Raw genomic sequence first — 25,630 nt, forward strand, 5'->3', positions numbered from 1 at the left:
GGGGGGGGGGTAGATCTGCCACCGAGGTTAGAATATGGGCAGAGTATGGTTGGTCGTCAGAGACGACGGGTAATAACCCCCTCGTGCGGAAACGAGGGGGAGGGAGATCTCATAAAAAACTTCAAATTGTAACTCTCCAACCGACATTTGGAATTAATTGTAATGAAACGATAATCTCATTCCACCATATTCTCACAATTAAACCTGAAAAACTTCCTTTAGAACCGAACAATATTTCTATTTTTGTGGCTTCCCGAAATCAATAATTGAAAATCATTAGAGCAATTTACAATGAGCGGTTTTTTTGGAACAACATCAAAGGTTGACTGTGTAGCAGATGTATTCTATGGCACAGATTATCATTCGCATCTTGGTACCAAGCGTGCCGGAATGGCTTTTTACAATCACGCCGATGGCTACCAACGGGCCATTCACAGTCTGGAAGATGGTTATTTCCGAAATAAATTTGAGGGCGACATTGTCAATTTTGCAGGAAAATCGGGCATTGGCATCATCAGCGATTTTGAGGCGCAGCCGCTGGTCACATTTTCCCATCTGGGACGCTTTGGATTGTGTACGGTATCCAAAATTAACAACCTCGAGGAACTGGCCGACCGGTTTCTTTCGCAGCATAAAATGTTTTCGGAAACCAGTCAGGGAGGGTTTAACCCCACTGAATTGGTGGCCATGCTGATATGCGAGAAATCGAGTTTTGAAGAAGGTATAGAGCATGTGTATGCAACGATCAAAGGTTCCTGCTCCATGCTGATTTTGCATGAAGACCGTATCATTGCTGCCCGCGACAAAATGGGGCGTACGCCCATCGTAATCGGGAAAAGAGATAACGCCTTCTGTGCTGTAAGTGAAACCAGCTCGTTCCAGAATCTGGGATATCAGATTGACAAATATCTTGGGCCTGGTGAGATAGTGGAAATTACTGCAGATGGGCATTCGGTATTGCGCAAACCCTCAGAGAAATTGCAGATATGTTCATTCTTGTGGGTTTATTACGGTTATCCGCCATCGTTTTACGAAGGTATCAATGTGGATGAATGCCGCTACCGATGCGGAAAGAAACTGGCCGAAGACGATAATCAAAAGGCCGACTTTGTGGCCGGGATTCCCGACTCCGGCATTGGTCATGCCATGGGATACAGCAACCAGGCAGGCATTCCGCTTATGCGCCCTTATGCTAAATATACGCCTACCTGGCCGCGCAGTTTTATGCCCCAAAACCAAAATATGCGTGAACTGGTGGCAAAAATGAAATTGATACCCAACACGGCACTGCTCAAAGACAAATCGGGGATATTTCTTGACGACTCCATTGTTCGCGGCACTCAGCTGACCGACAACGTAAAAGACCTGCACAATGAAGGCATCAAAGAGATTCACATGCGCATAGCCTGTCCGCCGCTCATTTATCCCTGTGAATACCTGAACTTCAGCCAGTCGAGAACCAAACTGGAACTGGCTACCCGTAAAGCCATCTTTAAACTGGAAGGAACGGAAGAGACCGATTTTTCAAAATACACAGACCCGGAAAGTGAAGATTACCAAAAAATGGTGGATCAAATCAGAAAAGATCTGGGCTTAACTACCCTGAAATTTCAGAAGCTGGATGATTTGGTGGAAGCCATCGGGTTACCGAAAAAGCAGTTGTGTACCCATTGCTGGGACGGCAGCGGAGAAGGATAATTCCCATGAGAATAGCACCCGGGTTTAGCCGGGTGATTATGTGTGAACTTGAGGGCCTTCTGCAGCCGGCTTCAAGCTGGCTTTTCTGAACAACACAACAAATCATAGCATAGGGAAGCTTTTCCAGGTATGTAGCGGTGGTGCAGAAGTTAATTTGTGGTGAGAGACGACGGGAAATAGACCCCTCGTGCGGAAACGAGGGGGAGGCCGAAACCTCGCCACAAAACCCAGTAACTCAAAACACAAAACCCTCAACCCAAAACTCCCTAAATAAGTCCCCGTGCCTTAAATTCCAGATATTTATTCATGGTAGCAACAGTCAATTTCCCGGGGGAACTGAGGATGGCATGAATACCATTTCGTTCGAGTTCTTTAACGATTATCTTCTTATCGAACATAAACTTTTCAGCAATCGTCTGACGATAGATATCTTCCAGGTCGTTTGCTTCATTCAAAATCAATTTTCCAACTTCCAAATTCTCAAAAAACACCACCAGCAACAAATGACTGGCAGCAAGGCGGCGCAGGAATGGCAATTCGCGACGGGCCGATTTCAGACTTTCGAAATTAGTGTATAGGATCAGCAAGCTGCGTTGAGGAATTTTCTTCCTCACAATGGCATAGAGTGCCTCCATGTTGTGCTCCAAAAAGCCGGTTTGCTGATTATACAGCATCTCCATAATCAACTGGAGATGATTGGGTTCGCGCCGGGCCGGCAACATACATTTTATCTTTTCATTGAAGGTAACGAGCCCGGCCTTATCGTGCTTAAGCATGGCGATATTGGAAAGCACCAATGAAGTATTAATGGCATAATCGAGCAATGTAAGACCGTTAAAGGGCATTTGCATGGTGCGACCCATGTCGATTAAGGAAAAAATCTGTTGCGATTTTTCATCCTGATACTGATTCACCATTAACTGATCCCGCCGTGCTGTAGCTTTCCAGTTGATGGTACGAATGTCGTCTCCTTTAATATATTCCCTTATCTGATCAAACTCCATTTGATGACCAAACTTTCGGACTTTTTTTATGCCCACCTCACTCAACCGGTCCGAAATGGCCATTATTTCAAACTTACGCATTTGAATAAATGAAGGATAAACCTTCACTTTGGCAGGGTGTGCAAGGCGAATCCGGCGACCAAGAAAACCCTGACGAGTATGGATAAAGGCATTGAGATGACCAAAGTGATATTCGCCACGTTCAACGGGAGTCAGCGCGTAAGTAAAAGACCATGCCTCACCGGGATTTAGCTGTTTATGCCGATAAAAATCCCGAATTTGAAACTGATCAGGCAACTCTTCAATCACCTCAAGTCCGCATTTGAAAGGATAGAAGTTTTCAATATCCACCGAAACCTGATTGACATCACCATTGCTAAATCTTTCAGGAAGCTTTCGACTTCCCGTAAGAATTCTTTTGCGGCGGGGAAACAACATCATCAGGTCTATGACAACCAATGACAGGAACACAGCAAACCCCACCCATCCAAGCACAAAAAAAAGGTGCCAGAAATGTCCCAGCAAAAACAAAACAATCAGCAATGCAAGACCGTAATAGAAACGGTTTCGAAGATATATAGCTTTAAAGGTCATCCACAGACTTATTTATCGGGGCACATCCACTGAATCCACAATCCGTTTAATCACATTTTCGGGTTTCAATCCTTCCATCTCTTTCTCAGGGGTAAGAATAACCCTGTGGTTCAACACGGGAACCACCATCTCTTTCACATCTTCGGGGGTAACAAAATCGCGACCTTCCAATGCAGCAAAAGCCTTGGCCGATTTTAGAATTGCAATGGAAGCCCGTGGACTCGCCCCCAGAAAAAGACTGCTGTTATTCCGGGTTTTTTCCACGATGTTGGCAATGTAACTCAGGATATCGTGTTCCACTTTTACCTGTGTCACCAGTTGCTGAAAATCTACAATCTCTTCGGCTGAAATAACCGGCGAAACCTGGTCCATTTCCAAAACACCTCCCCGGTCCTGAGTATTTTGAAGAATAGTCACCTCCTGATCCACCGACGGGTAGTCGATCTTAATCTTAAAAAGGAAACGATCCAGCTGAGCTTCGGGCAGACGATAAGTTCCTTCATGCTCCACGGGATTCTGGGTTGCCAGCACAATAAAAGGTCGTTCCATGGGATGTGTTTGTCCGTCAATGGTTACCTGACGTTCCTCCATCACCTCAAACAACGCTGCCTGGGTCTTGGCAGGGGCCCGGTTGACTTCATCAATCAATACAAAATTGGAAAAAACGGGACCTTTATTGAATTCAAAATCAGAGCGGGCCGAATGAAACACCATGGTTCCCAACACATCTGAGGGCATCAGGTCGGGGGTAAACTGAATCCGCGAAAAACCGGTATCCACACATTTGGAAAGCAATTTGGCAATCATTGTCTTGGCAATACCGGGAACCCCTTCAAGCAAAACATGCCCGTTAGCCAGCAGAGCTGTGAGCAGATAATCAAGTACACGTTCCTGACCTACAATTACTTTTCCTATTTCGTTGCGGATCTTAAACGCTGCATGGTTCAGTTCCTCTACGTTGAGACGATTCTCAAACAGAGATTTACCGTCGTCATTGGTTTGATTGTTTAACTCCATACTTATCGGCAGTTATTGTAAAAAAATTCTATTTGTCTGTTAAACTGTTCCAGGTCTTCCTGGGATATTTGTCGCAAATGCTCCAGCCGGTTGCCCATTTTAAACAAGGCAGCGACCGAACGCTCAGATACTCCTGATTTTCGTGACACTTCAGCAATCACCTTGCTTTCATCTCCGGCAGTATCCAGATAGTAACGATTTCTCAAAAATTCCTGAAAATAGGTATATCGTTTACGAGCAATATCCAGATGATCACGTCGGCTGAAATAGAGCCTCGCTACCGTAGCAACAAAGCTAAGGGTGGTGTTTTCAGGCCTTTTAAGAACCGGAATGGCCCGTTGTTTTCTTCGGGCACCAAATACGAAGATCACCAAAACACCAAAAAACAAAAGGTACCAGGCAATTCGCAACGACCTGTTGCTGAGCACAAAATCAAACAGTCCCTCCTGATGAATAGAACCGGGTTTGTAATGTTCATCCCATACGGTGGCCTGTTCCGGAAGATATGAAAGTGCCTTGAAAATATATTCACTATTGTCACGCGAAAGCAAATGATAATTGGTAAAAGCCAAAGGATTGCTGTTAAAATAAAAGAAACCTTTACCCAACTTTACCTTAATAAAATTGGTTTTCCCCTGATGATCATGGCCAAGCACCGTAGTGCGGGTGGAGTCATAATCGGTAATATAAAAACGGGTCATCCACCGTGGATACCAGTAACCAAACTGCTTTTTTAATTTGGGATTGGCAAAATGGAAACCCACAGAATCACGGTTAAAAAAGTCCATCCCGGGAACAATTTCAGGTTTGAAATCGAGCTGAAAGGTATCTGCCAACACTCCGTAAACATGCTCAGCGGCAATAAAAACGTGATTTCCTTCTGAGGCAACTTTTATCAGCTCCCGCGCATCCGCATCCTCCATTTTTATCCGTCCGTTAATATAAATGAAGTTTGTATTTACCGGTATTTTATTGTCAAAGAACGACGTTGGATTCAACCAGGCAGTTACCATCTCCTGCCCGGGGAAAAGGGCAGGCAAAGACTCATGCACCAGGCGGGTACCAAAAGGTATTTCATCGTTTTTGGAAAAACTGTAACTCCAGTCGATTGGTCGCGGAGCAACGATGGCAGCAATAACCAGAAGCAACAGGAGCAACCCGATAATCCAAGTAAGGATGGAATGTTTTTTTGATGATTTACTCATGCCGAAACCTCCTTACCTGCATTTTTGGTGAAAAGACGTTCCACCTGCTCAAACTGCCCGGAATCCAGGTCCACGTGGCCATACCAAACCACATCAAACAGCCTTTTGCGTTTTCGGTATTCTTCTTTAATCTTTGAATCCGAAATCTCCCGATAATATTCCTGATTGGTTTTAAATGGTTTTATGGTGATTTCACCTTTGTCATCAAGTTCTCTGAGATAAAGCAGAAACATCATTCTCACAGCTTCCCTCCATGCCTTATTATTTCGAAACATCCGTAGCATCTCCATGAGTTTGGGGGTAGTATAGTCATGGGCATCATCAGAAAACCTGAGATTTGACTGTGTTCCCTGTCGTGAAACCACAAAAAGGCCTGCCACAGGAACATCGAGTATGCGTAACAACAGGTAAAGCACCAGCAACCCTGCCAAAACCAGGATAACATAAAAAAACCAGGGACGATTTCCAACAAACGAGCCCAACCAGTAGAAAATACGGGTAATCAGATAATTCAAGATATTTGGGCCTTCCCCCCGGTCATAGAGATAATCAGGATCTGCTTTCCACTGCTCAATCTGCTCGTAGGGAGGAGTCCGATAATTCACCGGCCCCTCGTCCCAAACTGCCACCCGACTAACAGCCAAAGAATCAGGTACCGTTTGTGCCAGGGCATCCAAATCTGAAACACCCAACAAACAAATAAATAAAAGCAGTAGAAATCTATACATTACTCCTCTTCTGTTATGGATGAGATACGATCCATCAAGCTTGATCTGTCCTTTTGCTCTCGTAGTGTGTAATACTGAAATGCAATGATGACATAAAGAACGGGATACAGAATGTATTGCCCCAGACCTGCAAAAACAGTACTCAGAATGATGCCCAAAGAGCTCCCATCCACTGCTTCTCCTCCCGATACAGCCGTAAAACCCTGAATACCTGCAACAATCAAAGTAGGAATGGAAAACAACCAACCAACAACACTGATAATCAGATAGGCAAGAATAATAATTCCAAAAGTAGCCCACCACCTGTTTTTTACCAATTGAAAACAACGACTGAGTGTATCTCCCAAATCCTTATCTTCAATAACTTTCACATAAAGCACAAAGGTAAATGGTACCATTAGGTAAATACCCGGAATAATCAGGAATATAAACCCTACAAACATTAGCAATCCTGTAATAATGCTATACCCGATGATGGCACCGAAATGGCGCGCAAAACGATTCCAAACATCAGCCGCTGTAAAACCGTTGCGGCCTTTATCTTCGTATTCACCCAGATAAGCTGGCACAAGGCCCATTATAAAAACTTGTGCAACAAAACTTACGATGATGGTAAGAAGTATCAACACTGGGTTGGGGCCGGATTGCACACCATTGTTAATCGTCTCAAAAATCGTAGCAAAAGCGTCTTGCATATAAAGTGCACTTAAGATAACTGAAATGATAACAGGCACTCCGGCATACAAGCCAAAAACACGGATTAATTGTCTCAATTCCTGAGACATAAAAGCAAAGGAGCCATTAAAGACATCACTGAAATCACGATATTTCACCAATTCAATTTCCTGCTTGTTCATCGTTCAATTCTTTTTGGGTTAATTGTTTATGAATATAAAAAGGATAATAGACAAAGTATCCTAAAATCAAGGCCAGTGACAAAATAATAATAAGTAAATTAACTGTCAGCGACATTTGATTATAGTACCGCGTCACAAAACTCTCAATAAAGCCGGCTATTATAAAAAACGGCACCAGGCCAAGCATGATTTTTGTGCCTTTTTTTACTCCGTTCATGAACGCGGTCTTTCGTTGAAGTGTTCCGGGGAAAAGCAGACTTTTGCCCAACACAATACCGGCACCTCCGGCAAGAACAATAGCCGACAGCTCAAGGGTTCCGTGGAGGTAAATACCCAACGAAGAAACAGAAAGCAACGAATGCTGAAAAAAGAAAGTCTGAAAGACACCCACCATCAGTCCATTCCGAAATAAATGAAAAGCAGTGCCCAAAGGGGTAAGCAACCCAAAAAGGAAAACCACAAAAGAAACATAGATATTGTTTCCGGTTATCATCAGAAACATAGGAACCTCATCCATCGAACCATAAATAGCCAGCGGATCACCCCGTTCAATATTATCCAGTGTCCGGTTAATGTATTCATCCCCCATCACTAACCGGGCAAAATCATTGCTTTCCAGGGCCGAAGCCATACCGATCAACATGGAAACCACAAAAATAATCAGAGACAACAAAAAACTGGAGCGTGCATCATACAGTGCCAATGGGAGCTCACGGGTCCAAAAAGTGGCCAAACGTGTTGATTTTTCCCGTTTGTTTTGATAGATCAAATGATAAGCCTTGCTGCTAAGTGAATTGAGATACTGAACGACCGATGAATGTGAGTAAAAAGTGCGTGCATATGAAAGATCATCCGTGAGCTGAATGTAATGGTCAGCCAGTTCATCGGGTTGCATACGTCGCGGATCAGAAATTCGTTTCTCAAAATCCTGCCAGCGGTTTCGGTTTCGGTTTATAAAGGTTACTTCTCTCACACAGGGTTTTTGTTATTTTTGTGACCAAAATAATTAAAAATTTACAAGTAAACAGTCATTTCTTTGGGGTTTTTGACAGAGAGACGGAAATAATCCAAACAATGGTCCTTTAAATAAAGCTTAAAAGAGATTGCTTTACTACGTTTACAATGAAAAGAACTTTGCAAAAATTCGGAGAGGAAGTGGTTTTTAACCAGCAAAACAAGTGATTATCGTAAGAAAAAGTATCGAGCCGGGAAAATTATTATATTTGCTTACTTGTTGAACCAACTTTGCCCTTTTTCCGTATGGAAACAATTCAATTAAACACCACCCAAAATGTGTCACTGGAATTTCCTGTTGCCAGTGTAGCCGATCGTATTCTTGCCTATGCACTGGATTTAATAATCATGAGTGTTTACGCATTGGCAATTGTACTGACTTTCGTGGTATGGCTGCAGATGGACCCTGACATCATGCTCTTTTTATTTTTGCTCCCGCTCCCTTTTTATCATTTCCTCTTTGAACTGCTTTTTCAGGGACAGAGTCCGGGGAAAAAGATGATGAAAATAAAAGTTTTTAAAGCTGACGGATCCCAACTGACCCCGGGAAGTTGTTTTGTCCGTTGGATCTTTCGGTTATTTGACATCACAGCCACCTCCGGGGCGCTAGCCACCATTTTTATCATTGTCAATGGTAAAGGTCAGCGTCTGGGTGACATTGCCGCCGGTACCACTATTCTTAAAACCTCCCGCAAGCACACTTTTCAGCAAACCTTATGGACCGAGGTGGAAGACAATTATGAACCACGGTTTCCGGAAGCGGAAGTTCTCTCAGATCAAGATGTACAACTCATTCAGGAAGTTATCCATACCACCACAAGCAATGACCGGCCGGACACCTACGTACAATTGTTGACCAACACCCGGGAAGCGATAGAAAAAAAGACCAACACTATGGCCCAGCAATCAGACATTGAATATCTGCAGACAATGGTAAAAGATTACAATGCCTGTCACAGGGGTTAGCTCGTAGCTCTTAGTTCCGTAGCTCTTAGCAATAATTGTCGTTGACAGATAAAAAATCATCCGGTGCCATAAGGAAAATGATTTCATCCGCTTATACCCCTGTAATTGCCTGATAAAAAACTTATTAAAAATTTCAGAACGAATGGAACCGCTTCGCTCTCGCATAATTTTTTTTAAACATTTTCTCTTTTGGTATTTATGCTTAAAAAATATCATGCTCGTTTCATTTTTTCTGCAGCAGCGAAGCTAATTTATTCCTGAGAACAATCTGCTTCTTTCCACTACAGCCCTACAGACATATAAAAATAACTCAAGATCTTCAAGAAAGAGAAAGTTAATTGGACTCCACTCAAACCTGGTTAGTAATGTTCACGGTAAATGCCATGGAACCCAAAGCAGAATATCAATCCTTTAAGTGAAGCCATAAAATCTACCTTTTATCCCGAAATTTTATTCGTTTAAATATTATCAAAGCTATTGGGAAGGTAAAACTTGTTCCGGGAAACCGGGAGTCATCTCATCAAATCACTAACACTTTTTTACAATAATTGCCATCAAATTAAGGGGATGCATGATTCCCTGCATGAGGACAAATGTTTTTATCACAAACAACCACTCTCTAACCCATTGGCCATCTGTGGGTTCTGATTTTATTGCTATTTTTAATTTAATTTCACATTTTACTCCTGCATCCACCTCTTAAAACCATTAATCCACCTTTTAAAAAAAGGACAGAAGTAATTTAGCAGTAGGAAATCTCGTCAATTCTATGACCAAATGGATAGAAAATGAAAAACGAATTCAATTACAATTAAATCTAAATTTATGAAAACTAAAAAACTGATTAGAGGAGCTTTATTCGCAGCAGTTTTGGCTATTGTTGCCTTAACAGGGTGCGAAGAGCTGGATACCTATTCGATTAGTGCCCCCTCTGACCTGCAGAGTGAAATAGATTCTATAGCTGCAGCTAAAGCAGCGGTGGACACAGGTGATACTACATACATCGACATAGCAACAGCAAGTGTTGGTGCTGAAGACTACAGCTCTGCCTGGTGGACTGCATTTTCTGATTACTTCACCATTCCAGCCAACAAACGATTGGTGCTGGAGTTTGTAAACCACAATGGAGGAAGTGAAAACAACTGGAACAACTGGAACCTTGCCATTGCCAATGTAGCAGACCGCGATGCAGAAGATTACGCAGAATACTTTGTGCTTCGCTCAGATGCTTATGGATGGGGCAACGATGATTTTGACCTCGGACTGGTATCGCATAACTATCCTGATACCGATGGAGATGAAGATATCTGGAACGACTTTCGTGCCACAATGGATGGTGCTTATGTCACACTTGAAATTGACCATTCAATAACAGGAAATGCATTTATAACAGCTACGGCAGTTGGAACCAATGGTACAGAATTAGTAATGACTTATCAACATCCGGTTCCTGCAACTGGAGATATTGTAGCTTTCTTAATTTCCGACGCCAGCTATATGGAGATAAAACAGGCATACCTTTTACCATCTGAAATAACTGTTGTAGAAGATGTGGAACCGACCTCTATTGCTGTTGAAGAAACTCCTGACTTTGTGGAAATAGGAAATGAAGACTTCTGGGGTAACGGAATAGCCACAGTCACTTTCGCTGACGGTTCTTCTGAACAGGTTGATACTGCAGATATTTCATTCAGCGTAATTCCTGACATGACCACTCTTGGGGAAAAAACGGTCATTTTAGCGTATAACAAAACAAAACAAGGCGAATATACTAAAGCGGTATCAACTTATTATAACCTGGAGGTCATCAATGCTGTGGCAAGTATTGAGGTTACAACTATGCCGGATGTAACTACCTACACATTCCCGGGGCCATCAGTACCGGTATTTAATCCAACAGGCATGGTTGTAACAGCAACCTATTCTGACGAAACAACAGGAATAATAACAAATAAGAATCTTCAGTTTGAAATTCCGGGAGCTGACGGTGAACAAGAGGCAGTTATTTCTTATGTGGGTGCAGCAAGCACAGTAACAACAACAGTTCCAATCACCAATGTAATGGGAGGAACAAATCAAGTAGGGGCGACTGACTTATCGTCTGCATTCTGGTCAGCCTTTTCTAATGAGTATAATGTTGCTTCAGGTTCATCCAAGACATTCAAAATGGACCTATACTCAACGGAAGCTAATAGCTGGAATTCTCCAATAATAGTTCTCCGCAAAGCCGACCTGACAGAGTATGCGGTTGTTCGGATGGACAATTTTGGATGGGGCGATGGTTACAGTACAGCAACGGCGACAAACGACTGGAATTTCGATGTAATTGCAGAAAATCTGGATGGTTCTTACATTCAGGTTACAGTGACCAATGCAGGAGACGGAACCGCAAATGTTCGTTACGATGTTACTTATGCTAATGGCGATACACATTTTCAATTGTACGAGGGAATTACTGTTGACAGTTCAAATTTGAATTGTGCAATCACAATTGATGGATGTTATGTCGATATAGCATCAGTTGAATAATCATTACGCTAAGAAAATCAAAACATAAATAAAATTATAAACTGATGAAATATATATTTATAATCCTTTTAGGATTGCTGGCCTTCTCAACAGCCACATTCGCAGAAAGGAACGGCAATAGCGAGCAGGCTGCAATGCTGCAGGCAGACAATGTAACTGTAACGGGTAAAGTCATTGATGAGCAGGGCGAACCCCTCACCGGTGCCACCGTACAACAAACAGGTACCACCAATGGTACGATTACCGATATTGATGGTAACTTTTCACTTTCTGTTCCTGCTGATGCAACACTAAAGATTTCCTTTATTGGATTCCTAAGTACTGAGATCAGCGTTGACGGAACTACAAACCTGGGGACCATCACATTGGTTTCAGATGTAAAGCAACTCGACCAGGTTGTGGTAGTAGGTTACGGTACTCAACGCAAGGCTGACCTCACTGGTTCTGTAGCCGTTGTGGATACCGAAGAGATGAAAAAAGTATCAAAATCAAACATCTCCACCATGCTGCAGGGAAAAGTTGCCGGTGTTCGTATTACATCTGACGGACAGCCGGGTGCAGATCCCTCAGTACGTGTTCGTGGTATCGGCACCTTTGGTAATTCCAATCCGCTTTATGTTGTTGATGGAGTACCCATGGGAACTACCATCCGCGACTTCTCACCAAATGACATCGAAAGCCTTCAGGTTTTAAAAGATGCCTCTGCAGCTGCTATTTACGGTTCACGTGCGGCCAACGGTGTAATCATCATCACCACCAAGCAAGGTAAAAAAGAGCAACCACTGAGAATAGACTACAGCGGCTACTATGGTATCGACCAGGTGGAAGACGGAGTCTATGAAGTTATGGATTCTAAACAATATGGAGAATACGTTTCCATGGCTTATGGGAACAGCAAAATGGATGTTCCGGCAGGGTATAATCCCAATAGCTCCAAGTACATTGACCCGAACGTAGTTAACACCGATTGGCAGGATGAGGCCTTTAAAACAGGAATTCGGCAGAACCACAACGTTAACTTCTCGGGAGGTGGCGCTAACAACACCTACAACATAGCCCTTGATTACTACAGTCAGGAAGGAACCATTGAAGGAGCAGGACCTAACTTCGAGCGTTACACTGCCCGCGCCAACAATACTATGAGCGTTAAATTCCTCGAAATCAAGACCAGTTTAGTTTATAGTCACAGTAACCAGGACAATATGGCCCTGAGTAACGCCAATGAGTACGTAGAAGGCCTCTATGGTCAACAATTTCCTGTGATGGCCTCAGCGCTGATTACACCCCCAACCATCAAAGCTTACGATCAATCAACCTGGGTGCTGGACGACAAATTATCGGCAGCTTCACAATACCAGTACGACTCTTTTGGTTATGGCACCTACTACGACGATGTGCATGGAGACCTGCGGGTTACCAACGTTCTGCTTACCAATGGTCTTTTGGAGAGGAACTCGGTAGTTGACCGTTTCGTCGCTTCCGGATCTGCAAAAGTTGACCTGATTGACATGGTGGGCCGTCAAAGTGACAACCACAAATTTAACTACAACCTCAATGTGTCGTACAGCAAAACCACTGCAAAGGATTTTACTTTTGTACCTGCATTTATTCAGAGTACTACAAACTATCTGTCAAAAAGCAATGAAGTTCTGACACAAGGATATCGTAGCTATAGCGCAGCACTTATCGAAAACTATATCAATTACGATGCTTCCTTTGGACGTCATCAGATAAATACTGTTCTTGGTCAGACTTTTGAGCGCAACACCGAACACACGCTCACAGGAATAGGCAACAATATGCCTGAACCATACTTCCTGCAGGTAGGAAACGCTGCTGACACCCAGGCTTCAACTTACGAAAGAGAAGACTTACTGGCTTCCTACATCGGTCGTGTGAATTACAATTTCGACGGAAAATACCTTGTTTCATTAACAGGTCGGCGTGATGGATCAAGCCGTCTGTCGGTAGATCGTTCGGAGTTCTTCAAGTCGGCATCTGCCGGATGGCGCATTGAGCGTGAAAATTTCTTCCCTGTTGATGAATCAATCATCAACATGTTTAAAGTTCGCGGTAGTTATGGTGAACTCGGTAATGACACAAACTTAGGTCCCTACGAATACGCAACTACGATGCAAAGAGGGGATTATACCTATAGTTTTGCCAACAATAAAGTTACCGGTTCTGCAGTATCCTACTATGTTAATCCGACGCTGCGCTGGGAAAAGAAGAAAACCATTGACGTAGGTCTTGACCTGGGCATGTTTAACAATAAACTGGAATTTACTTTCGACTGGTATAAATCAACTTCAGAAGACCTGCATTATGATGTAAGAGTTCCATTCAGTGCCGGTGTAACCAATGAATTTGTAAAGATGAACGCAGCGACGATGGAAAACTCAGGACTTGAATTCCTGGTTTCATATCGCAATCGTCAACATGCTGTAAAGTATGAGATCACTGCAAACGCGTCAACCCTTCAAAACAAAGTAACCAACCTGGGCGTTTCAGGCGAATCCCGAATTGATGGCTACACCCGAACAGAGGTTGGTCGCGAAGTAGGTGAATTCTATGGATACGTTTATGAAGGAATCTATCAATCTCAAGCCGAGATAGATAACTATACTAATTCAGATGGCCAACTCGTCAATCGGCCAGACGCCAAACCTGGTGATGTCATATACGCTGATATTGCATCAGAAGATGGCACCGTAGATGAGAACGGCAACCCGATTCCCGACGGAAAAATTACCGATGCCGACCGTAAGATTCTTGGCAGTGGTTTACCAGACGTAAACTTCGGGCTCGATGCACGTGTTGAGTGGAAAGGTTTCGATTTGAGCATATCAACATTCGGGGCTGCAGGATTTAAAGCAGTGGATTTTGTTGACATGACGTTACGCGGTTCCTACCGCACACTGAACAAAAGCGTTGACCTGTTGAATGCATGGACGCCGGATAACACCAATACCGACGTGCCCCGTGTCGCATACAATGCCGATGCTGCCATCACCAATGATATGTTCAGCGAACGTTTCATCCAGGATGCATCATACCTGAAAATTGCTAACGTCACTTTAGGATATAACTTCCCGGACAGGTGGTTTAATGGTTATATCAGCAATGTCCGTGTATATGCAACCGGACAAAACCTGGCTACCATAACTAAATACAAAGGATATAACGTTGATTTCGCCGGAGGAACATTTACGCCCGGTTACAACTATGCTTCTTATCCAACACCACGAACCGTTATGTTTGGAGTTAACTTGTCCTTCTAAAAACAATCTAAAATAAGATCAACATGAAAAATTTAAATATATTCATTCTAATATTGGCACTCATCGGAGGACTGACAGCCTGCGATGACCAGCTCGATGTTACGAACCCAAACGAGCAGACAACTGTCGATTTTGGCGATTCTGAATCAGAACTGCAGGAAGTTGTTATCGCTGCCTATAACCGAATTCGTCTTGAAGGCTCATTTGCCCGTGTCGGTTACACACTGGATGCAGTGCGTGGAGACGAAGTTTGGAACTCCTCTCAACAATGGTATATCGACTACGACCGGCTGAATTCTCCCGGCACTAACGAAATTGGTGACATGTGGCCCTATCGCGACTGGTACCATGTAGTGAATCGTACAAACTATATCTTGTCAAAGGTTGATGATGTTGAAATGTCTGAAGATTCGTATAATCAGATAGCCGGACAGGCACTTTTCCTCAGAGCTTTGGCCTACTATCATTTGTCCACCTACTACCAGACTGTGCCACTGATTACAGACTATGAGGCTTATTCTGACATGAATACCATGTTTGCATCCAACAGCACTCAGGATGAGATTTTTGACCAGATTGAAACTGACCTTGGTAAGGCAATGGAAATGCTCCCCTCGCGCGATGAAGGTGGCGAATGGGCACAAGGACGTGCCACATCCGGTGCTGCAGCAGGATATATGGCTCGTGCCCTGATGTTCCGTCATAAATTCACTGAAGCATATCCCATACTACAAGACATCATTGCCGGAGTATATGGACATTATGAGCTGATGAACAACTATGGTGACAACTTCAAGGAGAATACGGAGAACAACGCTGAAAGCCTTTTCGAAGTTCAATTTATGGACTTTGGTACAGGTGGTACCGACGAAGAATGGACTCCGGTAAATATCAGTTCAGAAGCAACTCAGGGCCATGCTGTGGAAAGCAACTACGCCTCTCAGGAGTTGGGAAGCTGGGGTGACCTGGCAGGTTCTCCCTGGTTGTACAATCTGTTTAAAGAAGAAACCTCTACCGATGGCCGTCTCGATCCCCGATTATACTGGACCCTGGTTACTTACGAAGATGAATACAGCAATTATACCGACCAGGCAACCGATGCCTATCCCAACGGAGATCCTCGCAGTAATATTGTTTATCAGGAAGAGATCACCAAAACGCCATTGTCCAACAGTGCCCAGGGAGGTATCTCAATCGCAAAATGGACCAATGCAAGGAACAACATCTATCCAAACATTACCAACGGGTTGCAGTGCGGAGTCAACCTGCGTCTGATGCGTTACAGTGATGTTCTGTTGCGGGCAGCAGAATGCGAAAACGAAATCAACGGCCCCACACAAACAGCAATCGATTACATTAATCAGGTTCGTCGCCGCGTAGCTTTACCGGATCTTGAACTTGCAGATTTCCCATCTGCCGATCATCTGTTCGAACAAATAGCCAACGTTGAACGACCGAAAGAATTCGGTTGCGAAAACGGCCGGGGAATTGATTTAATCCGCTGGGGCTTCTTTTACGATCAATCAAGACTGAATCAACTAATTGAACATGGATATTACATGCTGGCTCCAAAGAATGAAGCAGGCGACATCATCGCAAATACAGATGTTGTTACTGCTGAAACGGCCAGTGGTTCATCATTCCAGTCTTACAACCCGGGACATGAATATTTCCCGCTTTTCCAAAACATACTCAATGCCAATCCAAATCTTGAAGGGAACTCAGCAAACAAGAGCGTAGATAATGCGCCTGCCTTCAAAGAGAAATACAACATCCGACCGGTTGTTGGGTTAGAGTAGGAAAAATCTGCTTAATTTAGAAACTTCCTTATCAACTTATCAGTAAATGTTGATAAGGAAGTTTTTTTCCAAAAAATAATTTACCATGAGATTAAAGTATTTACTGTTTTTGTCTGCCATCATCACGACTCTGTTATTTGCAGGGTGCGAAGACGACGAAGTTGACCCCAGAGATGATGAAAACGGGACTGAGCCGGAAACCGAATGGTCCATTCCGACGTATTCCGATGACTATTCAGCGATAGCATCATGGGCGAACCGGAGTGAGTGGAATCTGGCCAATGTTCACGACCCGTCTGTTGCCTACTATAATGGATATTATTACATGTACGGAACTGATGCCTCATATGGCAATGAACATGAAGGTCATGGACATTTTCAGGGAAAACGTTCCAAAGACCTGGTAAACTGGCAATGGGTAGGCGGACCATTCTATGACCCCCCTTCCTGGATAGCCGATTCGCTCAATTCTATACGGGCAGGAATGGGTCTGGATGCCATTCCCGAAGAGGACATACAATATGGTTACTGGGCTCCGGTAGTGCGCCGGGTAAACGTAGGCGGTCAGGAAAAACTGCGAATGTACTACAGCATAGTTATCCATAATTACATTAAAACCGGAAATCCCACAACATCCGCCTTCGATGGAAGCTGGACAGAACGGGCCTTTATCGGAATGTGCGAATCGACCGACCCGGCCGGAGCAGTATGGGAAGACAAAGGCTATATAACCACCTCATCATCAGATCGGGGTCTGGACTACAGTCGCGCCAGCACAAATGACTGGAGTGCCTATTTTTACTACAACGCTATTGATCCAACGTACATTGTATCCCCCGAAGGGAAACATTACCTGATACATGGCTCCTGGCACAGTGGATTTGCGCTTCTGGAAGTAGATGCAACCACAGGTAAGCCGGTCAACACTCTCGGAGAACCCTATGCCGACAGTGCAAGTGAACTGACAGCCCGATATGGAAAAAGAATTGGTACACGCACAGCTTCATCACGCTGGCAGGCCAGCGAAGCACCCGAAATTATCTATAAGGATGGTTACTACTATTTGTTTATGGCCTACGATGGTCTTGATGTTCCATACAACACAAGGGTAGTCAGAAGTGAAAACATTGAAGGGCCTTATTTTGACATCAGAGGACATAATTTCACCGAAGGAGAAGGAGATTCCTACCCCATTGTTACCCACCCATACAAATTCAACCTAAGCAATGGATGGGTAGGCATATCACACTGCGCTGTTTTCCAAAAAGAAGATACAGATGAATGGTTCTACATGTCGCAAGGAAGATTGCCTAAAGATGTTCCGGGCATCCCTGCTTCCAACGCCCTCATGATGGGACATGTCCGCCAAATTGTATGGTGCCCTGCCTCAATTAGTGAACCTGACAATTTATGGCCCATAGCACTACCACAGCGTTATGCCGCTGTACCCGACTACGGTACAATAACCAGGGATTCGCTGATTGGAAAATGGGAACACCTCAAACTTGAATACAAATACGCCCAACAGAATACAGCTTCATCACTCACCCTTAATGCCGATGGCACAATGTCCGGCACCCTCACAGGCAACTGGAGTTATAATGAAGAAAAAAAGCAACTCACACTGGGCAATGTCATTGTTTGTGTTGAACGTGAAGTAGATTGGGAAGCGACTCCAAGGCGTGTAACGATCGTTTATGCGGGAACAGAAAAAAACCTGAACGCTACCTATTGGGGTAAAAAGTCCAGGTAACTGTAGGTCTCAATAAAAACACAATAAAAAAGAGGGGGGTTGGTTTTCAACAGATTCGAAAACCAACCCCCTCCTTCTTTACTGTATTCCTACACCAGTATTTGATAAAAAAACGTCCCGATGGTAAGATAAATCCCCATACCGATAATATCGTTGAGCGTCGTAACAAACGGGCCGGTAGCAACAGCCGGGTCAATCTTAATCCTGTTCAGCAATAAAGGAACCAACGCTCCGAATACCGAGGCAAAAATAACTACCGAGAACATAGCTCCTGAAACAGTCAGCGTAAGCGCATCAGGCGAACCAATAAGATAGTTGTAGGCAAATGCTAAAACAGAAAGCACAGTTGCATTCAAAAAGGCAACGCTGAATTCTTTAAAGAGTCGCCGAAAAGGTGAATCTAAACCCATAGTTCCTGCAGCAATGGATTGCACCACGATGGCCGACGACTGAATACCTACGTTACCCCCCATTGCTGCAATAAGAGGCATAAAAAAGGCGAGCTGCGGGTAAATATCCAACACTCCTTCGAAACTACCAACCACTCTGGATCCAAACAATCCTCCAAGCAAACCAATGAGCAACCAGGGAACCCGCGCACGTGTAAGCAACCATACACTGTCTGATGATTCCACATCGCCCGTAATACCGGAAGCTAACGCATAATCCTTCTCAGCTTCTTCACGCATCACATCCATCACATCATCCACAGTGATTCGTCCAACCAGGCGACCCACCGGATCGACTACCGGCAACGCCACCAGGTCATATTTGGTCATAATGTTACTGACCTCTTCCGAAGTTGCATCTACCCCAACAGAGATAACGTCTGAATAGTAAATATCTTTCACATGCTTGTCCACAGGACTGAGCAGCATTTTCTTAAGAGAGAGCGTTCCTTTGAGCACCCCGTTATTGTCAACCACATAAACATAATAGACCTCATCCACATTCACAGCCTGTTGCCGCATACTACGCAAACAAGTGGGAATAGACCAGTTCTCTTTGACCTTGATAAGCTCTTTGGCCATCAGACCACCCGCTGAATCTTCGTCATAGTTCAGCAGATCAACGATATCACCGGCCACATTGACGTCCTCAATGTATGAAAGGACCTCCTGCTGTCTTTCGGTATCAAACTCGGAAATAACGTCGGCGGCATCATCAGAATCCATCTTATCGATGAATCTCCTGGCAATCACCTCACTTGGCAACGCTTTAAGGAACTTCAGACGATCATTTTCGTCCAGTTCAATAATCATATCCGCTGCCTTGTCGTCGTCGAGCAGGAAATAGATATATTTTGCCTCATCAATGTTGAGCTCCTCATAGAGTTCAGCAATGTCGGCGGGGTGTAACTCTTCCAGAATGCGGGACACCGATTCATTGTCCTGATTTTCAATCAGCAACTTCAGTTCATCCACAAACTCTCTGGTCAGTTCAAAATTGGCCATACCCCTTAATTTTTTTGAAGTTCTACATTACATCTACAGCGATGCAGCCACAATATTCGTTAGTTCAACGAATTCTTCAACGCCCAACTGCTCAGGTCTTTTCTGCAATAAAGCCTGCGTATGAGGCTCAGACGCATCGATACCAAAAGTTTTCAGGCTGTTTCGAAGGGTCTTTCGTCGCTGGTTAAAAGCAGTTTTCACCACTTTTAAAAACAGTTTTTCATCGCAACCAATATCAGTAACATCATTCCGTGTAAAACGAATTACAGCTGATTTCACTTTAGGTGGCGGATTAAAAACATGTTCATCAACGGTAAACAGATATTCAGGATGATACCAGGCCTGCATCAGGACACTAAGAATGCCATAATCTTTATTTCCCGGCCCGGAGGTAAGTCTTTTCCCGACTTCCCGCTGAACCATCCCCGTTATGTACTTAACCTGATTGCGATGTTCCAGCACTTTAAAAAAGATCTGACTGGAAATGTTGTAAGGAAAGTTTCCAATAATCGAAAATTTACCAGAAAAATATTCCGATAAATCCATTTTCAGAAAATCAGCAGAAATTATTTTTGAAGAAAGAGCGGGATAATGAACATTCAGATAATCCACCGATTCAGTATCGAGCTCTACCAACGAAAGATCTATGTCAGGAATTTTTGAAAGATGCTCGGTAAGCACACCCATTCCGGGCCCGATTTCCAACACCTTAAAAGGCGGGACGGGCAACGACTCCACAATCCGCATGGCAATATGCTGATCGTTGAGAAAATGCTGGCCTAAATATTTTTTGGGTTTGACTCTCCTCATCTTCCATGGTAACAAACAACTTTGATAAAAACAAAACTTTTGGCTAAAAGTGCCGTATTTTGTAAAATTGTAAATTGTTTTACGTGGCAAAGGTAAAATTTTTATGCAGGAGACGATTATTGACCACCATTTATTTTATGTAGTGTTTTTTTGATAAGTCTGTTTTTTACATTTTGACAACCTCAATTACACTTTTCCTTCTCCCTCATAACCAGTGCCTTGCATCGGCGAACAATTCTGTAACACCCAGACAAAGAGAAAACAAGCATGGAACTTTAATCACTCCCTCGGCTATGCCGCTTTGTTTACAAAGAAACTTGTCACTTCTTATTCTGAGCCATCAGGAAAAGTGGAAGATATTCGGATTGCTGGTTCCATCCATCTTTAATGAGTTAATATCTTACGGATGAAACAAGCATGAAGCTTTGATTTCTCAAAATTGTCACAAATGAGTATGTATAAAAAAAATCGAGAATTCCATCAGGCCAATAACTTAAACCAATTTTATACTGATGAATAAATCCATACAAAAAGGACTGCGTATCCTTCTGTTTTTATCGATAGGAATTATAATTATCTGGTGGCTTTACAGGGATATAAATCCTGATGAACTACTTAGAATCATGAAACACGACGTGGGGTACGGGTGGATTGTTCTTTCTCTGATATTGGGTTTATTAAGTCACATCAGCCGAACCATTCGGTGGCAAATGCTCATAGAACCGGTGGACAAACGTCCGGGAGTTATCAACACTTTTCTGGCTGTCATGATCGGATATCTGGCCAACCTGGCCATCCCCCGAATGGGCGAAATTTCCCGATGTGGTGTTCTCAGCAAATACGAAAAGGTCTCTTTTTCACGACTGGTTGGCACCGTGGTCACAGAGCGTGTTCTGGATCTCATCATGCTGTTGCTTGCCCTGGCACTTATGATTTCCGTGCAGTATAATGTTTTTGTCGATTTTGTAAATAACAAGATGGATATATCAGGAATCGTCAATTTTTTCTCCTCCTGGTGGTTCGGTCTGATTGTTCTTTTTGCCGCAGGATCGATCATTGTTTTCAGACAAAACATCCTCAACAGCCAGATGTATTTTAAGCTGAAAGGATTGTGGCTGAAATTCAAAGAGGGTCTTTTCTCCTATAAAAATGTGAAAAACAAACCACTCTTTTTTATCCACACGCTGCTGATTTTTGTGCTTTACTTCCTGATGATTTACGTTTGCTTCTTTGGGTTTCCTTTTACCCGGGATCTGGGCCCCGGCGCAGGGCTGGCCGTTTTTGTACTGGGAAGTTTCGGGATGGTTGCTCCGGTGCAGGGAGGCATAGGCCCCTATCATTTCATGGTCATCTCCACATTGCTCTTTTTTGGCGTAGGCGCACCACAAGCAGCAGCTTTTGCATTACTGGTACATGGCTCGCTCAACGGCATGATCATCATAACCGGACTTTTATCACTGGTAGCCATCCCCCTGGTCAACAAAAACGAGTAACCATGATTTCCGGGAAAATAAATATCAAGCGGATACTGATGTTAATATCAGCTGTTGCCCTGATCTGGGTAGGCTATAAACTCTGGACATTCGGCGAGTGGAGCGCATTTCTCGATTACCTGCATACGAACCGTCATCACCTTCCCGCCCTTCTATCCATCCAACTTTTGCTAATGACTCTGAATCTGGCGTTGGAAACACGTAAATGGCAAATTTTGGTTCGTCCGGTACAATCCATAACACTCAAAGAAGCATTCTTTCAGGTAGTCAAAGGTATTCAGCTGGGCATGATGACACCTGCACGCACAGGAGATTCCATTGGCAAAGCGATATTTTACCCTTCGGGCAAAAAAAGCAAAGTAGTTGTTTTGTCTCTATTAGGAAGCATTATTCAAAATCTCGTTATTCTTCTTGCCACCCTCTGGGCGTTGGTATGGACCACCCAATATACCGACGGCCCGGTTTCTCTTTTTATCACCGCAGCGACTCACACCACCACTGTTTCAACAATCCTGCTGATTGTCGCCACGGGCTTAACGCTTTGGCTGATTATCAGAAAGACGAGATTTTTCAGGAAGTATCTGAGTTTAACGAAAAAAAGATTAACCATTCTAAAACAAACCAGATGTAGCACCATCGGACACATCTTTTTTCTTACTGCAGTCAGATATTCCATTTTCTCTCTGCAATTCCTCATTTTATTACATTTCTTCGGTCTTTCAGATATCCGTGGCGGATTATACGCCATTTTTATTTTCTACGGGGCCCTGTCGTTTCTCCCCTCAGCGGGAGCAGGTGACCTGAGTATTCGCGCCACACTGGCGATTATTGTTCTGGGGGGCACCAATATTGCGGAACCCGGTATTGTAATGTCCTCACTGACTTTATGGTTCTTCAACCTTGCCATTCCCTCATTAATACCTGTCTTTGACATTATATTTAAACCATCTGTGCCAAAGAAAGTAATCTTTCGACCATCAGGGAAGAGTAACTGAAAAGCAAAGATCCACATGGCTTCATTCCATAATTCGGATTGATGAAACAGTCCGGTTTTTTTAGCCCGTTCCTTCCAAAGACTAATATTCTCAAAACAATTTTCTATATTTGTTTACTATCCGGATGACGTATCAGGAGCAACAGCCTTTTTCCGGCTTTATTCAAAGATGTATCAGCAAAACAACGAGATATAACGATGAATTAACCGGGAAGTATGAAATCAGAATATTTATGGATAAAACAAAAATCAAACTAAACATATTAGGGCTTTCCTACTCACAAACGCAATCAGGAGCCTACGCTTTGGTGTTGGCAGAAGAAGAAGGCGAACGAAGAATTCCCATCATCATAGGAGCTGTTGAGGCTCAATCCATTGCTATCAAACTTGAAGGGCTGGAGCCTCCCCGACCACTTACACACGATTTGTTTCTAAATTTTGCCCGTGCTTTTAAGGTTGACATTCTTGAAGTGGTCATCTACAAACTGGAAGAGGGTATTTTCTATTCAGAACTGGTTTGTCTCTACAATGACGAAATTGTACGCATTGATTCCCGAACCTCAGATGCCGTATCTCTGGCTCTCAGGTTTAACTGCCCCATCTTCACCTACGAAGAGATCATGCAAAAAGCAGGAATAGTACTGGACTTTGGCGATCAGGAAGAAGCAAACCCCACATCTGATAAAGAGCAAAAAGCCCCCCGACAGAAATCCTCCAATCCACTAAAAGATAAAACAGTAGAAGAACTCAACAGCTTGCTAAACGAAGCCATAGAGCATGAAAACTATGAAAAGGCCTCCGAGATTCGTGATGAAATACAACGGCGCGAGAAATAGTTTTTTTTAATCAGCAGAAAATATTCACAGGCCTTAACCGGCCTGTTTTACTAAGATAAAACCCCAATTACCTGAAACAACCGGACCGTTAAGCCAAACCTAAATCCCGGTTACCAGGACAACACATACATAACCAAATAAAAAAGACACCAAACGAAATGAAGAAAACTATTCTGAGGTTTTTGCCTGTCATTATACTGCTTTTTGCTTCGCCGGCAGTATTAATGGCCAATAATAATCCGGTGGTAGCCACCGGAGGAGGCTTTGGCATAGAAAGCCTTTTCAGAGGGATGCTGGGAATGGCATTCATCATGTTTATTGCCTGGGTATTCAGCACCAACCGTAAAGCCATATCATGGCGTGTCGTGGGCACCGGACTAATCATCCAGCTGATTCTGGCCCTGGCTATTCTTTATGTACCCTTTGTGCAATCGATATTCGATGTTTTAGGAAAAATATTTGTAAAAATTCTTGGTTTCTCTGATGCCGGAGCAAAGTTCCTTTTCAAAAGTCTGGTAAGCGGAGAAATAGAACAACCCTTACTCAATTTTGCCATTACCATTCTGCCAACCATCATCTTTTTCTCAGGTCTCACCAGTATCCTGTTCTATTTTGGCATCATTCAGCGAATCGTTTTCTGGCTGGCCAAAGGAATGACCAAACTACTTAAAATCTCAGGAGCAGAAAGTCTTTCAGTTGCAGGCAATATCTTCCTGGGACAAACTGAAAGCCCCTTGATGATAAAGGCTTACCTGGAAAAGATGAATCGTTCGGAAATAATGTTGGTTATGTCGGGCGGTATGGCAACGCTGGCAGGCGGAGTTCTGGCCGTTTACATCAAGGTGCTGGGCGGAGGAGACCCGGTACAGGAACTTATTTATGCCAAACACCTGTTGGCCGCATCCATTATGGCAGCCCCGGGAGTGATCATCATATCCAAAATGCTGGTTCCCCAAACCGAAAAGATCAGTAAAGAAGTAGAAGTTCCCAAAGACAAAATCGGTAAAAACGTTTTGGATGCTATCTCTAACGGAACCACCGAAGGCATCAAACTGGCAGTAAATGTTGCAGGAATGCTGCTGGTCTTCATTGCCCTCATTGCCATGATGAATTTTATTTTATTGAAAATCGGAGACTGGACTACCATTAACAATGTAATTGCCGCTGCGACCGACGGACAATACAGTGGTTTGTCACTCGAATTCATTCTGGGATACATCTTTGCTCCTTTGATGTGGGTGCTGGGAGAAAAGCTCATCATGACGGAGTTTATCGGATATGTAAGTTTGGGAGAACTTAAAGATGCAGGCGCTTTCATGCACGAAAAATCAGTAATCATGGCTACCTATGTACTTTGTGGCTTTGCCAACTTTGCTTCCATAGGCATTCAGATCGGTGGAATCGGAGCGCTGGCACCGGGCAAGCGGGTACTGCTTTCACAACTGGGAGTTCGGGCCCTGCTGGCCGGGACTCTGGCATCGTTACTCTCCGCGACAGTGGTGGGAATGATTTTGGGATAAATCGAAAACAAAAAATTTGTCGGCCATATAACCGCAAAAACAAAAAAAACGGGTCGGTTCACAAAATGAACCGACCCG

At 43.6% G+C, this 25,630-nt stretch carries 18 protein-coding genes; 10 read left to right on the top strand and 8 right to left on the bottom strand.

Annotated features, from left to right (window positions below; translation table 11 throughout):
* The first annotated feature begins 291 nt into the window (after positions 1 to 291).
* Positions 292 to 1,698 (top strand): amidophosphoribosyltransferase, encoded by a 1,407-nt coding sequence (locus W7W_RS0100595; RefSeq protein WP_010661939.1) that lies wholly within the window; start codon positions 292 to 294, stop codon positions 1,696 to 1,698.
* Between the two features lie 266 nt (positions 1,699 to 1,964).
* Here the strand turns inward: W7W_RS0100595 and W7W_RS0100600 are convergent, their stop codons facing one another.
* Genes W7W_RS0100600 through W7W_RS0100625 form a run of 6 tightly spaced genes read right to left on the bottom strand, consistent with a single transcriptional unit; the run spans position 1,965 to position 8,076 of the window.
* Positions 1,965 to 3,296 (bottom strand): DUF58 domain-containing protein, encoded by a 1,332-nt coding sequence (locus tag W7W_RS0100600; RefSeq protein ID WP_010661940.1) that lies wholly within the window; start codon positions 3,294 to 3,296, stop codon positions 1,965 to 1,967.
* Positions 3,297 to 3,308: 12 nt separating this feature from the next.
* Positions 3,309 to 4,313, bottom strand: a complete 1,005-nt coding sequence (locus tag W7W_RS0100605) for an AAA family ATPase (protein WP_010661941.1) — start codon at positions 4,311 to 4,313, stop codon at positions 3,309 to 3,311.
* Positions 4,314 to 4,315: 2 nt separating this feature from the next.
* On the bottom strand, positions 4,316 to 5,518 hold the full coding sequence (locus tag W7W_RS0100610; RefSeq protein ID WP_010661942.1) for a DUF4350 domain-containing protein: 1,203 nt from the start codon (positions 5,516 to 5,518) through the stop codon (positions 4,316 to 4,318).
* A complete protein-coding gene (locus W7W_RS0100615; RefSeq protein WP_010661943.1) occupies positions 5,515 to 6,246 on the bottom strand; it encodes a DUF4129 domain-containing protein in 732 nt (243 codons plus the stop codon). The genes W7W_RS0100610 and W7W_RS0100615 overlap by 4 nt, the downstream gene beginning before the upstream one ends.
* Positions 6,246 to 7,103 carry a hypothetical protein gene (locus W7W_RS0100620; protein ID WP_010661944.1) on the bottom strand — a complete coding sequence of 286 codons (858 nt, stop codon included), beginning with the start codon at positions 7,101 to 7,103 and terminating at the stop codon, positions 6,246 to 6,248. Before W7W_RS0100620 ends, W7W_RS0100615 begins: the two co-directional genes overlap by 1 nt.
* Positions 7,084 to 8,076: a stage II sporulation protein M gene (locus tag W7W_RS0100625; RefSeq protein WP_010661945.1), complete on the bottom strand. Its 993-nt coding sequence runs from the start codon at positions 8,074 to 8,076 to the stop codon at positions 7,084 to 7,086. Before W7W_RS0100625 ends, W7W_RS0100620 begins: the two co-directional genes overlap by 20 nt.
* 287 nt (positions 8,077 to 8,363) lie before the next feature.
* Here W7W_RS0100625 and W7W_RS0100630 point away from each other — a divergent pair, with 287 nt between their 5' ends.
* The 5 genes from W7W_RS0100630 to W7W_RS0100655 all read left to right on the top strand — a co-directional run bounded on the left by W7W_RS0100630 (position 8,364) and on the right by W7W_RS0100655 (position 18,445).
* Positions 8,364 to 9,083, top strand: coding sequence for an RDD family protein (locus W7W_RS0100630; protein ID WP_010661946.1), 720 nt, complete (start codon positions 8,364 to 8,366; stop codon positions 9,081 to 9,083).
* 825 nt (positions 9,084 to 9,908) lie between these two features.
* Positions 9,909 to 11,612: a hypothetical protein gene (locus W7W_RS0100640; RefSeq protein WP_010661947.1), complete on the top strand. Its 1,704-nt coding sequence runs from the start codon at positions 9,909 to 9,911 to the stop codon at positions 11,610 to 11,612.
* Positions 11,613 to 11,656: 44 nt separating this feature from the next.
* Complete coding sequence (locus W7W_RS0100645) at positions 11,657 to 14,893, top strand: SusC/RagA family TonB-linked outer membrane protein (RefSeq protein WP_010661948.1); 3,237 nt, start codon at positions 11,657 to 11,659, stop codon at positions 14,891 to 14,893.
* Positions 14,894 to 14,916: 23 nt separating this feature from the next.
* Positions 14,917 to 16,692, top strand: a complete 1,776-nt coding sequence (locus W7W_RS0100650) for a RagB/SusD family nutrient uptake outer membrane protein (RefSeq protein WP_010661949.1) — start codon at positions 14,917 to 14,919, stop codon at positions 16,690 to 16,692.
* 85 nt (positions 16,693 to 16,777) lie between these two features.
* Positions 16,778 to 18,445: an arabinan endo-1,5-alpha-L-arabinosidase gene (locus W7W_RS0100655; protein WP_010661950.1), complete on the top strand. Its 1,668-nt coding sequence runs from the start codon at positions 16,778 to 16,780 to the stop codon at positions 18,443 to 18,445.
* Between the two features lie 89 nt (positions 18,446 to 18,534).
* Here W7W_RS0100655 and mgtE read toward each other — a convergent pair whose 3' ends face one another.
* The gene (mgtE, locus tag W7W_RS0100660; RefSeq protein WP_010661951.1) at positions 18,535 to 19,899 is read right to left on the bottom strand and encodes a magnesium transporter; all 1,365 of its coding nucleotides are present in this window, start codon (positions 19,897 to 19,899) and stop codon (positions 18,535 to 18,537) included.
* 33 nt (positions 19,900 to 19,932) lie between these two features.
* Positions 19,933 to 20,709, bottom strand: coding sequence for a 16S rRNA (adenine(1518)-N(6)/adenine(1519)-N(6))-dimethyltransferase RsmA (gene rsmA / locus W7W_RS0100665; protein ID WP_010661952.1), 777 nt, complete (start codon positions 20,707 to 20,709; stop codon positions 19,933 to 19,935).
* Positions 20,710 to 21,221: 512 nt separating this feature from the next.
* Here rsmA and W7W_RS0100670 point away from each other — a divergent pair.
* The 4 genes from W7W_RS0100670 (at position 21,222) to W7W_RS0100685 (ending at position 25,552) form a co-directional block, all read left to right on the top strand.
* Complete coding sequence (locus W7W_RS0100670; protein WP_010661953.1) at positions 21,222 to 22,202, top strand: lysylphosphatidylglycerol synthase transmembrane domain-containing protein; 981 nt, start codon at positions 21,222 to 21,224, stop codon at positions 22,200 to 22,202.
* 2 nt (positions 22,203 to 22,204) lie between these two features.
* Complete coding sequence (locus W7W_RS0100675) at positions 22,205 to 23,197, top strand: hypothetical protein (RefSeq protein WP_010661954.1); 993 nt, start codon at positions 22,205 to 22,207, stop codon at positions 23,195 to 23,197.
* 232 nt (positions 23,198 to 23,429) lie between these two features.
* Entirely contained in the window at positions 23,430 to 24,032 is a 603-nt protein-coding gene (locus W7W_RS0100680) for a bifunctional nuclease family protein (protein WP_025006709.1), read from the top strand.
* A 158-nt stretch (positions 24,033 to 24,190) separates the two neighbouring features.
* On the top strand, positions 24,191 to 25,552 hold the full coding sequence (locus tag W7W_RS0100685; protein ID WP_010661956.1) for a NupC/NupG family nucleoside CNT transporter: 1,362 nt from the start codon (positions 24,191 to 24,193) through the stop codon (positions 25,550 to 25,552).
* Positions 25,553 to 25,630: the final 78 nt, after the last annotated feature.

Source organism: Marinilabilia salmonicolor JCM 21150 (assembly GCF_000259075.1).
GTDB classification, from domain to species: Bacteria; Bacteroidota; Bacteroidia; order Bacteroidales; family Marinilabiliaceae; genus Marinilabilia; species Marinilabilia salmonicolor.

Coding starts and splice junctions, on each gene's coding strand:
- W7W_RS0100595 (WP_010661939.1), top strand. CDS start 292: ATGAGCGGTTTTTTTGGAACAACATCAAAGGTTGACTGTGTAGCAGAT.
- W7W_RS0100600 (WP_010661940.1), bottom strand. CDS start 3,296: ATGACCTTTAAAGCTATATATCTTCGAAACCGTTTCTATTACGGTCTT.
- W7W_RS0100605 (WP_010661941.1), bottom strand. CDS start 4,313: ATGGAGTTAAACAATCAAACCAATGACGACGGTAAATCTCTGTTTGAG.
- W7W_RS0100610 (WP_010661942.1), bottom strand. CDS start 5,518: ATGAGTAAATCATCAAAAAAACATTCCATCCTTACTTGGATTATCGGG.
- W7W_RS0100615 (WP_010661943.1), bottom strand. CDS start 6,246: ATGTATAGATTTCTACTGCTTTTATTTATTTGTTTGTTGGGTGTTTCA.
- W7W_RS0100620 (WP_010661944.1), bottom strand. CDS start 7,103: ATGAACAAGCAGGAAATTGAATTGGTGAAATATCGTGATTTCAGTGAT.
- W7W_RS0100630 (WP_010661946.1), top strand. CDS start 8,364: ATGGAAACAATTCAATTAAACACCACCCAAAATGTGTCACTGGAATTT.
- W7W_RS0100640 (WP_010661947.1), top strand. CDS start 9,909: ATGAAAACTAAAAAACTGATTAGAGGAGCTTTATTCGCAGCAGTTTTG.
- W7W_RS0100645 (WP_010661948.1), top strand. CDS start 11,657: ATGAAATATATATTTATAATCCTTTTAGGATTGCTGGCCTTCTCAACA.
- W7W_RS0100650 (WP_010661949.1), top strand. CDS start 14,917: ATGAAAAATTTAAATATATTCATTCTAATATTGGCACTCATCGGAGGA.
- W7W_RS0100655 (WP_010661950.1), top strand. CDS start 16,778: ATGAGATTAAAGTATTTACTGTTTTTGTCTGCCATCATCACGACTCTG.
- mgtE (WP_010661951.1), bottom strand. CDS start 19,899: ATGGCCAATTTTGAACTGACCAGAGAGTTTGTGGATGAACTGAAGTTG.
- rsmA (WP_010661952.1), bottom strand. CDS start 20,709: ATGAGGAGAGTCAAACCCAAAAAATATTTAGGCCAGCATTTTCTCAAC.
- W7W_RS0100670 (WP_010661953.1), top strand. CDS start 21,222: ATGAATAAATCCATACAAAAAGGACTGCGTATCCTTCTGTTTTTATCG.
- W7W_RS0100675 (WP_010661954.1), top strand. CDS start 22,205: ATGATTTCCGGGAAAATAAATATCAAGCGGATACTGATGTTAATATCA.
- W7W_RS0100680 (WP_025006709.1), top strand. CDS start 23,430: ATGGATAAAACAAAAATCAAACTAAACATATTAGGGCTTTCCTACTCA.
- W7W_RS0100685 (WP_010661956.1), top strand. CDS start 24,191: ATGAAGAAAACTATTCTGAGGTTTTTGCCTGTCATTATACTGCTTTTT.